Annotated in this window: 11 protein-coding genes; 9 read left to right on the top strand and 2 right to left on the bottom strand. The window is 61.6% G+C overall.

Annotated elements, in window-relative coordinates; all coding sequences use genetic code 11:
* The first annotated feature begins 544 nt into the window (after positions 1 to 544).
* From ASD99_RS29300 to ASD99_RS29260, 9 genes are all read left to right on the top strand, one after another.
* Entirely contained in the window at positions 545 to 1,807 is a 1,263-nt protein-coding gene (locus tag ASD99_RS29300) for an N-acetylmuramoyl-L-alanine amidase (RefSeq protein ID WP_056584489.1), read from the top strand.
* A 213-nt stretch (positions 1,808 to 2,020) separates the two neighbouring features.
* Complete coding sequence (locus ASD99_RS29295) at positions 2,021 to 4,477, top strand: penicillin-binding protein 1A (RefSeq protein WP_056584492.1); 2,457 nt, start codon at positions 2,021 to 2,023, stop codon at positions 4,475 to 4,477.
* 117 nt (positions 4,478 to 4,594) lie between these two features.
* Positions 4,595 to 5,726, top strand: a protein-coding gene (gene prfB, locus ASD99_RS29290; RefSeq protein WP_156389105.1) for a peptide chain release factor 2 whose coding sequence is annotated in 2 segments (ribosomal slippage) — positions 4,595 to 4,660 and positions 4,662 to 5,726 — 1,131 coding nt in all. Because the reading frame shifts where the segments join, the coding sequence is not laid out codon by codon here.
* Positions 5,727 to 5,804: 78 nt separating this feature from the next.
* Entirely contained in the window at positions 5,805 to 6,227 is a 423-nt protein-coding gene (locus ASD99_RS29285; RefSeq protein WP_082583457.1) for a GFA family protein, read from the top strand.
* 192 nt (positions 6,228 to 6,419) lie between these two features.
* A complete protein-coding gene (locus tag ASD99_RS29280; RefSeq protein WP_057145771.1) occupies positions 6,420 to 6,797 on the top strand; it encodes a hypothetical protein in 378 nt (125 codons plus the stop codon).
* Positions 6,798 to 6,955: 158 nt separating this feature from the next.
* On the top strand, positions 6,956 to 7,324 hold the full coding sequence (locus ASD99_RS29275) for a GFA family protein (RefSeq protein ID WP_056584504.1): 369 nt from the start codon (positions 6,956 to 6,958) through the stop codon (positions 7,322 to 7,324).
* A 175-nt stretch (positions 7,325 to 7,499) separates the two neighbouring features.
* Positions 7,500 to 8,150 (top strand): OmpA family protein, encoded by a 651-nt coding sequence (locus tag ASD99_RS29270; RefSeq protein WP_013531371.1) that lies wholly within the window; start codon positions 7,500 to 7,502, stop codon positions 8,148 to 8,150.
* Between the two features lie 409 nt (positions 8,151 to 8,559).
* Positions 8,560 to 9,165, top strand: coding sequence for a hypothetical protein (locus ASD99_RS29265; RefSeq protein ID WP_056584507.1), 606 nt, complete (start codon positions 8,560 to 8,562; stop codon positions 9,163 to 9,165).
* A gap of 172 nt (positions 9,166 to 9,337) precedes the next feature.
* A complete protein-coding gene (locus ASD99_RS29260; protein WP_057145770.1) occupies positions 9,338 to 10,246 on the top strand; it encodes an ankyrin repeat domain-containing protein in 909 nt (302 codons plus the stop codon).
* A gap of 195 nt (positions 10,247 to 10,441) precedes the next feature.
* On the opposite strand, the gene ASD99_RS29255 is transcribed toward ASD99_RS29260, so the two are convergent.
* Both ASD99_RS29255 and ASD99_RS29250 read right to left on the bottom strand, forming a co-directional pair.
* Positions 10,442 to 12,046, bottom strand: a complete 1,605-nt coding sequence (locus tag ASD99_RS29255) for a DEAD/DEAH box helicase (protein ID WP_057145769.1) — start codon at positions 12,044 to 12,046, stop codon at positions 10,442 to 10,444.
* Positions 12,047 to 12,238: 192 nt separating this feature from the next.
* Positions 12,239 to 13,012, bottom strand: coding sequence for an NAD kinase (locus tag ASD99_RS29250; protein ID WP_056584515.1), 774 nt, complete (start codon positions 13,010 to 13,012; stop codon positions 12,239 to 12,241).
* Positions 13,013 to 13,463 lie beyond the last annotated feature (451 nt).

The raw sequence follows: 13,463 nt of genomic DNA, 5'->3' as shown, positions 1-13,463 counted from the left end.
AGCGCCATGGCGGTGCCGCCCGCAGCCATAATGGCGCGGTTTGATGCGGACCTTTCCATGATTGCGCTTGAAGCCATCGTCACCAGCAGAACCTTTTGAACCAAAGCCCGGACGAACCGGACCAGCTTGTTTGCTCATACAGAGCCGGCGCGGGAACAATCCCGGCCGTTTTCCTCACGCAGGCGATTCCCCCGCCACGGGCTCGCACCTGCGAAATTCGTCGCGATCACCTGAACCCTTTTCGCATGAAGCGAAAGGAGCCGCCTTTTTCATCTGACCCTGTAGCAGGAAGCTGCGGAGGAGGGCGGTTCCAGGATTGCAGTGATCCACCATCGCTTTTATGATTTGGCGGGGTGGAAGGCAACCCCGATTTCCGATGCCGGCAAAAAGCAGTTCCGTAACGTAAGCCTGGGTTACGACCTTGCGTGAAAAGGCTTGGTTAACCTTCTCTGGATACCAATCGTTAATCGAGTTCGCGGCCTAACCGGCTTTTCGACGGAACGACGGGGCGCCTGGCGCCAAACCGGGAGCGACTGGAAGAGAGATGGGACTGGCAGACTTCACAGACAAGGGATGTCGTGTTGGCGGCCGGATTCTCGGCGCCTTCTGCCTCCTGCTGCTGCTGGCGGTCTGTTCTGGCTTTTCCTCAGTCGCCAATGCCGCCGACGCTCCGCTCGTGGCAAAAGGCTACAAGATGGCGGGCGATGCCACCAAGATGCGCATCGTCATGGATTTCGATCGCGAACCCGATATCAAGTGGTTCCTGCTGCGCGGTCCCAACCGCCTTGTCATCGATCTCGCGAATACGAGATTCGCCGTTGATGCCAAGGATTTGAAGGCGCGCGGCCTGGTCAAGGGTGTGCGACTGGGCCAACTCGGCGAGGGCGTTTCGCGGCTGATCCTCACCGGCAAGGGACCGTTCGCCGTCGACAAGCTCGATGTGCTCAAGAACGAGGACGGAACCGGCTACCGCATTGCCATCGACATGTCGGCAGCCTCCGCGCGCGAGTTCGATGCAGCACTTGCCAATCAGGCGCTGACCACCGCATCGACGGTTTCGACCGATAAGGGAGGGCGGGTCGGCACCGGACCGGTCTCCAATCCGGGTCATCGTTTCACCGTCGTCATCGACCCCGGCCATGGCGGCATCGATGGCGGCGCCGAGGGCCTGAACGGCACCATCGAGAAGAACGTCACGCTGGCCTTCGCCACGGAGTTGCGCGACAAACTCGCGGCCGTCGGCAATTATGATGTGTTCATGACGCGCGACACGGACGAATTCCTGCGTCTGGATGATCGCGTGCGCATTGCCCGGCAGCATGAGGCCGACCTGCTCATTTCCATCCATGCCGACACAATCAGCATCAAGGGCATTCGCGGCGCCACCGTCTACACCGTCTCCGACAAGGCTTCGGACCCCGAGGCGCAGGCGCTTGCCGACCGCGAGAACCTCTCCGACCAGTTCGCCGGCATGGAGATCAAGAACGACAGCAAGGAAGTCACCGACATCCTGATCGACCTGATCCGCCGCGAAACGCACAATTTCTCGATGAGTTTCGCCCACACGCTGGTCGGTCAGTTGTCGACCAGCGTCGGCCTTATCAACAATCCGCAACGTTCGGCGGGCTTCAAGGTGCTCAAGGCACCCGATGTGCCATCCGTGCTGGTTGAACTCGGTTACCTCTCCAATGCCAAGGACGAGGCGCAGCTGCTCAACGCCGACTGGCGGGGCAAGGCCGCCCAGAGCATAACCAATGCCGTCGCGCTTTTCGCTTCAGCCAAGGCCGGACCGGGAACCGGAGGCTGACATGCAAGGCGGCGCCTGCAACCAGAGGCGGCGTTGCGCGACGACAACATCCGGTACTTTTATTTCCGGCTCGCGGCCGCGAAATCCCGCATTGCCGTATTTTGTCCACATGGTGGCGACAAGGGTTTTCGATTACGGATTGGGACCGGCTCGAAAGCTTGCGTGAAAGGCGGCTTCGTTTAGGAAATTCCCGAACCAAGGACTGGAGCGGGTATGATTCGTCTCATTGGCTATTTTTTCGGCATCGGCACGACGCTGGCCCTTCTGGTCGCGGCGGGCGTTGCGATCTACATCGGCCATTTGTCGAAGGATCTGCCCGACTACGAGGTGCTGGCCAAATACGAACCGCCGGTGACCACCCGCATCCATGCGTCTGACGGCGCGCTGATGGCCGAATATGCGCGCGAACGGCGCCTGTATTTGCCGATCCAGGCCATACCGGACCGCGTCAAGGCGGCCTTTCTGTCGGCGGAAGACAAGAACTTCTACAACCATCCCGGCATCGATGTGACCGGCCTTGGCCGCGCCATCATCGTCAACCTGCAGAATCTCGGCTCGGGCCGGCGTCAGGTCGGCGCCTCAACGATCACCCAGCAGGTGGCGAAGAACTTCCTGTTGTCCTCGGACCAGACCTACGAGCGCAAGATCAAGGAGATGATCCTCGCCTTCCGCATCGAGCAGGCCTATCCAAAGGATCGTATTCTCGAGCTCTACCTCAACGAAATCTTCTTCGGCTTCGGCGCCTATGGCGTCGCAGGCGCGGCGCTGACCTATTTCGACAAGTCGGTCAACGAACTGTCCGTGGCCGAGGCCGCGTATCTGGCCTCCCTGCCGAAGGGACCAAACAACTACCACCCCTTCAAGCATGCCGATCGCGCGATTGAGCGCCGCAACTGGGTCATCGACCAGATGGTCGAGAATGGCTACGTCACGCGTGAGGAAGGCGACAAGGCCAAGGCCGAGCCGCTGGGCGTGACGCCGCGCCGCAGCGGTACCTATCTGTTCGCCGGCGAGTACTTCACCGAAGAGGTGCGCCGCCAGATCATCGCCCGTTATGGCGAGAATGCGCTGTACGAAGGCGGCCTTTCCGTCCGCACCACACTCGATCCGAAGATCCAGCTCATTGCCCGCAAGGCGATGCAGAACGGGTTGATGAAATACGACACGCTGCGCGGTTATCGCGGGCCGGTGAAATCGATCGACGTGTCCGGCGACTGGGGCGTGCCGCTGGGCAACGTCAAGGGGCTGGAGGATGTTCCCGAATGGTCGCTCGCCGTGGTGCTCGACAGTTCGGCGACCGGCCTGTCGATCGGTCTGCAGCCAGCGCGCCAGGCGTCGGGCGAGATCGTCAAGGAACGCGTCGAAGGCACCGTCAGCAAGGAGGACATGGGTTTTGCCATGCGGCATGTGGTCGACGGCAAGACCGTCAAGGCCAAGTCGCCGGCGGAGGTGTTGAAGCCGGGCGACGTGATCTTCGTGCAGAAGAACGATGGCTCCGACAATGCCTACAGCCTGCGCCAGGTTCCCGAGGTGGAGGGCGGGCTGATCGCCATGGATCCGCACACCGGCCGCGTGCTGGCCATGGTCGGCGGCTTCTCCTACGCGCAGTCCGAATTCAACCGTGCGACGCAAGCCATGCGTCAGCCGGGTTCCTCGTTCAAGCCGATCGTCTATTCGGCGGCACTCGACAATGGCTATACGCCGGCCTCGGTGATCATGGACGGGCCGATCACCATCCAGAGCGGCAACACGACCTGGACGCCGAAGAATTACGACGGCACCGTTGCTGGTCCGGCGACCCTGCGCTCAGGCATCGAGAAGTCGCGCAACCTGATGACGGTGCGGCTCGCCAATGACATGGGCATGAAGCTGGTCGTCGAATATGCCGAGCGCTTTGGCGTCTACGACCATCTGGCGCCGTATCTGCCGATGGCGCTGGGCTCCGGCGAAACGACCGTGATGCGCATGGTGTCGGCCTATTCGATCATGGCCAATGGCGGCAAGTCGATCAAACCGTCGCTCATCGACCGCATCCAGGACCGCTATGGCAAGACGGTGTTCAAGCAGGATGAACGTGGCTGCCAGGGCTGCAATGCGCCCGAATGGCAGAACCAGCCGGAGCCGGAACTGGTCGACAATTCCGAGCAGGTGCTCGATCCGATGACGGCCTACCAGATCACCTCGATGATGGAAGGTGTCGTGCAGCGCGGCACCGGCGCCACCATCGGCGAACTTGGCCGCCACATCGCCGGCAAGACCGGAACGACGAACGACGAAAAGGACGCTTGGTTCATCGGTTACACGCCCAACCTCGTCGTCGGTCTCTACATGGGCTACGACACGCCGCGCGGCCTTGGCCACGGCGCCACTGGCGGTGGTCTCGCGGCACCAATCTTCAAGGACTTCATGCGGGTGGCGCTGGACGGTACGCCCAATGTCGACTTTAAGGTCCCCGAAGGCATGAATCTGGTCGCCATCAACCGCAAGACCGGCATGCGTGCCGCATCGGGCGATCCCGGCACCATCATCGAAGCCTTCAAGCCGGGCACCGGTCCCGCAGACAGCTATTGGGTGATCGGCATGGGCGCCGACGGCTCCAATGCCACCGGCGGCGCGCTGTCGCCGCAGGCCAATCAAGCCATCCAGTCCGGCGGCGGCGGCCTCTACTGACGATTTTCATGAGCGGATGGGCTGGCCTCGCGTCAGCCCATTTTGCTTTACAGCCGGCGGCGGCGTGCCTATGTATCGCGCCGACCGATTTCAGCAAACAGGACAGAACAGCCAGCCATGCGCGCGGAAACGCAGAATATTGTCGACGAGATCAGGCAGGCGATAACCCTGCTGAGGAGGCATCTTTGACTGGGATCAGGCCATAAAGCGGCTTGAATACCTCAATGTGCGCGCCGAGGACGCCAGCCTCTGGAACGAACCGCTGGAAGCGCAGAAGCTGATGCGCGAACGCCAGGGCCTCGAAGAAGGCATCGCCTCGGTGAAAGGCCTGACGCAGGCGCTGGAAGACAATATCGGCCTGATCGAACTCGGCGAGGAAGAACGCGACGAGGGCGTCATCGCCGAGGCCGAAGCCGCGATCCGCTCGATGCAGGGCGAAGCGAAGGCCCGCCAGGTCGAGACGCTGCTGTCGGGTGAGGCCGACGCCAATGACACCTACCTCGAAGTCCATGCCGGTGCCGGCGGCACCGAAAGCCAGGATTGGGCCTCGATGCTGCTGCGCATGTACACGCGCTGGGCGGAGCGGCGGCGCTTCAAGGTCGAGGTGCTGGAAGTGCATGACGGCGAAGAAGCCGGCATCAAGTCCGCAACGCTGCTCATCAAGGGCCACAACGCCTATGGCTGGCTGAAGACGGAATCCGGCGTGCATCGCCTGGTGCGTATTTCGCCCTATGACAGCAATGCTCGCCGCCACACGTCTTTCGCCAGCATCTGGGTCTATCCGGTCATCGACGACACGATCGAGATCGACGTTTCCGAATCCGATGTCCGCATCGACACCTATCGCTCGTCCGGCTCGGGCGGCCAGCACGTCAACACCACCGATTCGGCGGTGCGCATCACGCATCTGGCCACCGGTATCGCGGTTGCCTGCCAGGCCGAACGTTCGCAGCACAAGAACAAGGCCAAGGCCTGGGAGATGCTGCGTTCGCGCCTCTACGAGGAAGAGCTGAAGAAGCGCGAAGCGGTTGCAAACGCCACCGAAGCGTCGAAAAGCGATATCGGCTGGGGTCACCAGATTCGCTCCTATGTGCTGCAGCCCTATCAGCTGGTGAAGGATCTCCGCACCGGCGTCGAGAGCTCCAACCCGTCGAGCGTGCTCGATGGCGACCTCGACGATTTCATGGAAGCCTCGTTGTCGCAGCGCATCGAAGGCGGTGCGGGAGAAGCCGTGGCGGACCTGGACTAGAATGTGTCCATATTCAGGTGAGGCCGGCCTGACCTGAATCCAAACATACCCCGGCGTACCACAGCGACGGAGGAGAGGGTGCCGAGCAAGCTCACCGGTAAGTGCTTTTGCGGCGCGGTTCACTACGAGGTCGCGGACGAATTCATCTATGCCGCGAATTGCCATTGTTCGAACTGCCGGCGCACCACCGGTTCGGCCTTCAAGCCTTTCGCCGGCATCGAACGCGGCAAGTTTGCCCTGACAGCGGGGCATGACAAGCTCCTGATCTTCGGCGACGAAAGCGGCCATGACGCGCATTGCGGCCGGTGCGGCTCCTTGCTTTATTCGCTCGTGCGCGACGGTGCCTATGTCCATGTCGCCATGGGAACCCTTGTCGAGGATCCGGCCATCCGTCCAAGCGCGCACATTTTCGTCGGCTCGAAAACCGGCTGGTTCACCATCGCCGACGACCTGCCGCAGTATGAAGGGCACATCGTGGCTGCCGGATCCGTCGAAGAATAGGCTTCGACCGGCCACGCAGCAATTTCTTGCGCCGACTCACATTTGCGCTCACCATCACGGCCTTGAGGGGAGACAAAAAGCATTTATGGCCGGTCGCGGCATATCTGCAAGCTGACGATCCGGCCGCTGGGAAGACACGTTCCGGGAACGGGCAAGCGAAAAGCTTGATGCTCGTTTGAAAGGAACGTTTCCATGTCTGCTGCCACATCCAGATCGGCCAATGCCGTTCAACCGGCTGGCCGACTTTTGTTTTCCCTGTTCGCAATCGTCGCGACCGCAATGCTGACGGCAGCTGCCTTCGCGCATGACGCCACACCTACGGCGGCAAAGCCACAAGGCTGGAGTTACCCATTCGCATGCTGCGCCAATTATGATTGTCGCACGACCCATACTGGCGAAGTGTTGGAAAAACCCGAGGGCTATGTCATCGCCGGGACGGGTGAGGTCGTTCCGATGAGCGACAAGCGCGTCAAGGACAGCCCGGACGGCGAGTTCCACTGGTGTGCGCATCAGGCCGGTCTCGACGCCGGCAAGACGATCTGTCTGTTCGTGCCGCCGCGCTCTTATTGACGACAGAACGGCGGTCGGATGTCCTCGGTCGCGTGCGACGCGGGCCGCAGGCCGGGTTTCCGCGGTTCGGTGGATGCCTGCTGACAGATAGTTGTCAGGAGCACCTCTTTATGCTGCCTTTGCCGCACAGGTCGGCGGGCGACAGGAGGAGTTCGTTGATGACCATCAAGGCAAGCTGTCATTGCAAGGCGACGACATTCGAGGTTTCGCAGGCACCGCAGACGGTGACGCAATGCACCTGTTCGTTCTGCTCGAAACGCGGCTCGCTCTGGGCCTATTACATCCCATCGCAATTCAAGCTCACGAGCCCGCCGGAGAACGTTTCTGTCTACGAGTGGGGGTCGAAAACCGTAAAACACGGTTTTTGCGCCACATGCGGCTGCGGCACCTTCACGCAAACGCCGGACTGGTCGACCGGCGAGCCGGATTTCGACAATCCCAAGATCAGCGTCAACTCGCGGCTGTTCGATGATTTCGATCTCGACAAGGTCGAAGTGGTGGTCATCGATGGCAAGAATCTCTGGTAGCCTGATCAGCCCATTCCGGCACGGCGGTGTGGGGCTTGCGTCGGGCATTGGTCCCCCGGGAAAAGCCGTGGGCGGCGTTTTTGCCGTTCCGCTTTTCGCCGCATTTCATGGTACAAGTCGCGGGAAGGGCTGATTTGGCGCCACCGCAAGGCGTGACTTGGAGAGGGACCATCCTATGAAAAAGACTGTGCTCGTCGTCGTGGCGACGGCTGTGCTCGTGAGTGCCTGCACCACGACCGATCCGTATACCGGCGACCAGAAGATTTCCAATACGGCGGCCGGCGCCGGCCTTGGCGCCCTGGCGGGTGCCAGCCTTGGCCTGCTTGCCGGCGGCAATGACCGTCGCAACGCACTGATCGGCGCCGGCATCGGCGCGCTCGCCGGCGGCGCCATCGGCGCTACCATGGACCAGAACGAAGCCGAACTGCGCCGGCAGCTTGAGGGAACCGGCGTCAGCGTCACCCGTAGCGGCGACCAGATCATCCTCAACATGCCGTCGGACATCACCTTCAACTCGGATCAGGATGCGGTGAAGCCCGGCTTCTACCAGGTGCTGAACTCGGTTGCGCTGGTGCTGAAGAAGTTCAAGCAGACCACGGTCGACGTCTTCGGCCACACCGATTCGACCGGCGGTGACCAGCACAATTTCGACCTGTCGCAGCGCCGCGCTCTGGCAGTCGCCAACTATCTGTCCGGCCAGGGTGTCGATCAGCGCCGCTTCGCCGTCACCGGTTTCGGTAAGACGCGTCCCGTCGCATCCAATGCGACAGCCGAAGGCCGCGCCCAGAACCGCCGCGTCGAGATCCAGCTGTCGCCGCTCACCTGATCTGTTCGGCAAGCCAATGCGAGACGGCCCCCATCTGGGGGCCGTTCAGATTGATTACAAACCCCTCGGTTTTTGGCAGCGGTCAAAATCGAGGGGTTTTGATTCCGATTTGTTCATGGTCTGAATCTGTGACGGTCCGTGAATCTGACGGCGTTTTGACCTGGCCGGAGGTTTGTCAGCAGTCTGGAGGGCCCCCCGATGGGGGCCGTTTTTGTTTGATCTGATGTCGGCGCTCTTCAGAGTGGTGCGTCAGAGAGTTAGCTAGTACTAAATAACCGCTTTTCCGCAACCATGGAAAGGAATAGTATCATTGCTGTTCCGGAGGGGATGAGGCGGTACAACTGGCCGCGCAATCAGCATTTTCCGCCTCGGTCTTGCACGGCCAGATCAGAATGTCTGGGAGGAATGCATGACAAGAACAGCCAGCCTTGGGCGCTGCGGCGTCCTCGCTTTAACAAGTCTCGCAGGCGCATGGTTGGGCGTCGCCACGGCTCTGGCCGATGACGCCAACAAGGCCGACATCGATGCCTTGAAGAAGTCGCTCGCCAAATATGAGGACTACACTGCCGCCGTCCGCGACCTTTATCTGTCGACGGTCGGCTGCGTCTACTACAGCGGAGAAAAGATACCGGGCGCGATGGACTACCCGAAGGGCGCCATGGGTATCCATTTCGTCAATGTCCCGAGTGTCGGCCAGAAGCTCGACCCGATGCACCCCAATGTGCTGATTTACGAACCGACCAAGAAGGGCCTGCGCCTAGTGGGCGTGGAATGGCTCGTGCCACTGACGCCGGACGTCAAGGCGCCGCCGAAGCTTTTTGGCCAAACCTTCATGGGCCCGATGGAGGGACACTATCCGCTCATCCCGAAGGAGTTTGTCCACTACGACCTTCATGCCTGGCTCGGGGACAACCCAAACGGCATGTTCAGTCCAACGAACCCCAACGTGAAATGCAGCAAGGCCGAGTTTCCGATGCTGGAGAAACCGACCAAGATGATGCCTGGGCCGATGTAACGGGCGAGTGAGGCTTGCGGGGGCGTGAACTCATAGACGGGCATGGCTAGATCAAGCACGCATGTCTGCTTGCCAGGCGAAAGCGGCCATCCCCGGCAACCGTTGCCATGTCCCCGCCAGCAAGCCCTTGTTCGGATAAACCCGTCATCGAACTCTCATCAGGGAGGATACAATGATCAAGCGGGGGCGCATGTGGGTGATAAGGGCCTCGTGGGCCCTTTGGCTTATTACACTGCCCGCCCAGGCGAGCAACTTGGGTGATCTTGTCAGGAATGGCGACGTCGCAGCGGTGACGTCCGCCTTGGACAAGGGCGCCGCTATCAACGAAATTGACGGTGTCACGGCGCTCTATATCGCCTGCGAAGCCGGACATGTCGAGTTGGCAAAACTTCTGATCAATCGTGGGGCGGACGTTAACCTGCCCGTCAGTTGGCAAAGAACGCCACTCTACGCCGCCAACAAGGGGGGGCACGCCGACATCGTGAAGCTGTTGCTCGACAATGGGGCCGATCCAAATCAGTTGGCCAAAGCCCAGACCCCGCTGCACGTGGCTGCAGAGAATGGCTGCCTTCAGTGCGTCATCCATCTTGTGGATGCTGGAGCAGAGGTCAATGCACTGACATCGAATGGAAATCCGCCCATACATTTGGCCAAGCTCAGTGGTCACGACGACGTCGTGGCCTACTTGCGCAGTCATGGCGCCGCACGGCCGGCCCTAGCGCCGATTTCGCCACGACTTGCATCGGCAAACGCTGAATCGGGCAAAGAACTTTTCGGCAGAACGTGCGGGGTTTGTCATCTTGCAGCGCCGGGCGTCAAGGTTTCCAAAAAGGCCAATCTGTGGGGCATCGTTGGGCGGCGGAAGGCTTCGCAAAGCGATGTCGAGTATTCGTCAAGCTTGAAGGACGCTGGTGGCGATTGGACCTTCGAGGAGCTCAATCTTTTTATCTCAAACCCCGCACTCACTTTGCCTGGAACAGATATGATTTTCCCGGGTCTGCAGGACGAGAAGCAGCGAGCAGACGTCATCGCCCACCTGCGGACCTTGAGTGACACACCGCTGCCGCTTCCCAACAATTGATTGCTCTTGTCTGGCGGGTACTGTGGTGCCGGCCGATACACGCCTTGTGGCCGGAAGGCAGATCATCTTCCGCCAAGGTTCGCACGTTCCTGGATATGTTGGCGTCCGGCCTGGATCTCAAAAACCTTTAGCCGCCAGATCGCTTTCGCAAGCGGCTACAGGCTTTGCGCGTCCAAAAGGACGCGCGCCGCAATATCAGACCTTGGCGACGATCCGCATGAAGGCCGGCATGTCATCGCCGAAGCCTACGGTGGAGTCGTTGTCTTCCTGGTGGCGTTGGCGGGCAGGGCGGTTGTTGTCGCGCTGCGGTCTGGTGTCGCCGCGCTCCGGCGCGCGCTGTTCGTTGCGATCCGATGATTTGCGCTCGGTGTTTTCCAAACGGATCGCTTCCTTGCGCACGCGCCGTTCGCCGATGTCGGCGACCGCGGTCTCGGCCACATCGGGCTGTTCCTCGCGCACCGTTGCCGGTGCCGCATCTTCGCTGTGCCTGGCGTGGCGTTCGCGTGGTTTGCGATCGCCGCCCTTTTCCCTGCGATCATGGTCCTTGCGGTCATCGTCCTTGCGGCCGGCGCGGCGCGGCGCGCCCTTGCCACGGCGCGGAGCATCGTCCTCGCCGCCTTCGCTGGCGACCACTGTCGACAGGTCGCCGTCATGCCATTCGATCTTGTTGCCGATCAGCCGCTCGATGGCGTCGATGTACTTGGTGTCCGATTTGGTCGCGATGGTGAAGGACTTGCCCGAGCGTCCGGCGCGGCCGGTGCGGCCAATGCGGTGGACATAGTCCTCGGCATGGATCGGCACGTCGTAGTTGAAGACGTGGCTGACATCGGGGATGTCGAGGCCGCGCGCGGCGACGTCGGAAGCGACAAGGTAGCGCAGCTTGCCGTCGCGGAAATTGGCCAGCATCTGCATGCGCGCGCGCTGGTCCATGTCGCCGTGCAGCGCACCGGCGTCGAAATCATACTTCAGCAGCGAGCGGAACAGCTCCGACACTTCGACCTTGCGGTTGCAGAAGATGATGGCGTTCTTCAGCTCCGCATCCTCGGCCTTGATCAGGTTGCGCAGCGTCTCGCGCTTGTCCCATGGCTTGGAACCGGACTTGACCAGGCGCTGGATGATGTTGGTCGCCGCGGACGCGGCCTTCGAGACCTCGACGCGCACCGGCGCGTGCAGGAATTTCTCGGTGAGCTTGGTGATCTCTGGCGGCATCGTCGCCGAGAAGAACAGCGTCTGCCTGGTGAACGGGATCATCTCGCAGATGCGCTCGATGTCGGGAATGAAGCCCATGTCGAGCATGCGGTCCGCTTCGTCGATGACGAGGATTTCGACGCCGTTGAGCAGCAGCTTGCCGCGCTCGCGGTGGTCGAGCAGGCGGCCGGGCGTTGCGATCAGCACGTCGGCGCCGCGCTCCAGCTTCTTGTCCTGTTCGTCGAACGACACGCCGCCGATCAGAAGTGCGATGTTGAGCTTGTGGTTCTTGCCATACCTGATGAAATTCTCTTCGACCTGTGCGGCGAGCTCGCGCGTCGGCTCCAGGATCAGCGTGCGCGGCATGCGGGCACGAGCCCGGCCTTTTTCGAGGCGGGTCAGCATTGGCAGCACAAAGGAAGCCGTTTTGCCGGTGCCTGTCTGGGCGATGCCCAGAATATCCTTGCCGAGCAGGGCGTGCGGAATGGCGCCAGCCTGGATCGGCGTCGGCTGGGTGTAGCCGGCATCGGTGACTGCGGAAAGGACCTTCGGCGACAGGCCGAGGTCTGCGAAGGTCAACGCTTCTTGAGCGGTCGTGGTGTCTGAGGACAAGTGTTGTGGTCTTTGGCTGGTTCGGGGAAGCGCAACGGCGTCTGTCGCGGCAAGCGCCACGCGCCTGCAAGATTGGTATTGCGATTAGGCGCAAGCCCGCGATTTGTCAACAGAAACGGGCGGCATTGGCACGATTGTGAAGTTGTAACCTTAATCGGGATGCTTAATCGAGCTGTCGGTCATTGCGCCGGCTCAGTAGCGGAACTGCTCGGCGAGGATGCGTTCGTTCCAGGAATGATTGGGATCGAACAGCAACGTTGCTGTCGCCGTTGGTGATTCCCTGACCGTTACCGAGGTCACCGCCTTGACCTCGGTATGGTCGGCGGCGGCGTTCACCGGCCGCTTTTCCGGCTCGAGAATGTCGAAGCGCACGGTCGCCTTGTTGGAGAGCAGCGCGCCGCGCCAGCGGCGCGGGCGAAAAGGGCTGACCGGGGTCAGCGCCAGCAGCGGCGCATCGAGCGGCAGGATCGGCCCGTGTGCGGAAAGATTATAGGCGGTGGATCCGGCAGGCGTCGCGATCATCACACCGTCGCAGCTGAGTTCCTCGAGCCGTACCTGCTCGTCGACGGTGATACGGATCTTGGCCGTCTGGTAGGATTGGCGCCACAGCGCCACCTCGTTGATCGCCAGCGCTGAAACCGTTTCGCCTTCCGAGGTGACGGCCTGCATCTCCAGCGGGCGGATCGTTTCGGCGACGGCGGCCGCGATGCGCTCGGCGAGACCACCGTACCGGTATTCGTTCATCAGGAAACCGATGGTGCCACGGTTCATGCCGTAGACCTTCTTGCCGGTTCCCATCGTGTCGCGCAGGGTCTGCAGCAGGAAGCCGTCACCGCCAAGCGCGACGACGATCCCGGCATCCTCGACGGATGACTGGCCATAGCGCGCCGACAGGCTTTCCAACGCCGCCTTGGCATCTGATGTGTCGGACGAGACGAATGCGATGCGGCTGGCGGCTTTGCTCATGGCTCCCCGATGACGACGGTTGGCGGCGGCAGGTTGCTGGACCGCGCCAGCGTCGGGGTAGCATGTGCGGGGCATGTCTGCAAAGGGAGCCGCCATCCCGGATGGCAAGGCGACCGCGGAACGGCGGAATGCGGACTTGCCGTTCGCGCATCATGTCAAAGGCTACGCGAATGTGATGGTTAAGACCGGGCTTAAACTCTCGTAAAGCCGGATCGGTCATGTTAGCCGGCAGTGGATGGGTGGCGTGGGGCCTAGCCAGTAGAGGCCGACACATTGCCGGTAACACGCCTGATCATCGTCTTCCTGATGCTGGGAAGCTTCGCGCTTCTCTTTGCCGAACTTGTGCGCCAGTCCGAAGAGACGAGCTTCCGGCCTCAGCCCACGGCGTCGCGCTGTGGTGACGCCGCCGGGGCGCCATGCCCGCAAAGGGCGCTGTAACTCCCGAACGCAT

Origin of the sequence: Mesorhizobium sp. Root695 (genome assembly GCF_001428185.1) — a bacterium.
Taxonomy (GTDB): Bacteria; Pseudomonadota; Alphaproteobacteria; order Rhizobiales; family Rhizobiaceae; genus Mesorhizobium.
Note: the sequence above shows the minus strand (reverse complement) of the source record. Positions and strands in the feature narration are given on the sequence as shown.

Excerpts from the sequence above, each read along its gene's own strand:
- ASD99_RS29300 (WP_056584489.1), top strand. The coding sequence starts at position 545 with ATGGGACTGGCAGACTTCACAGACAAGGGATGTCGTGTTGGCGGCCGG.
- ASD99_RS29270 (WP_013531371.1), top strand. The coding sequence starts at position 7,500 with ATGAAAAAGACTGTGCTCGTCGTCGTGGCGACGGCTGTGCTCGTGAGT.
- ASD99_RS29295 (WP_056584492.1), top strand. The coding sequence starts at position 2,021 with ATGATTCGTCTCATTGGCTATTTTTTCGGCATCGGCACGACGCTGGCC.
- ASD99_RS29275 (WP_056584504.1), top strand. The coding sequence starts at position 6,956 with ATGACCATCAAGGCAAGCTGTCATTGCAAGGCGACGACATTCGAGGTT.
- ASD99_RS29250 (WP_056584515.1), bottom strand. The coding sequence starts at position 13,012 with ATGAGCAAAGCCGCCAGCCGCATCGCATTCGTCTCGTCCGACACATCA.
- ASD99_RS29265 (WP_056584507.1), top strand. The coding sequence starts at position 8,560 with ATGACAAGAACAGCCAGCCTTGGGCGCTGCGGCGTCCTCGCTTTAACA.
- ASD99_RS29260 (WP_057145770.1), top strand. The coding sequence starts at position 9,338 with ATGATCAAGCGGGGGCGCATGTGGGTGATAAGGGCCTCGTGGGCCCTT.
- ASD99_RS29280 (WP_057145771.1), top strand. The coding sequence starts at position 6,420 with ATGTCTGCTGCCACATCCAGATCGGCCAATGCCGTTCAACCGGCTGGC.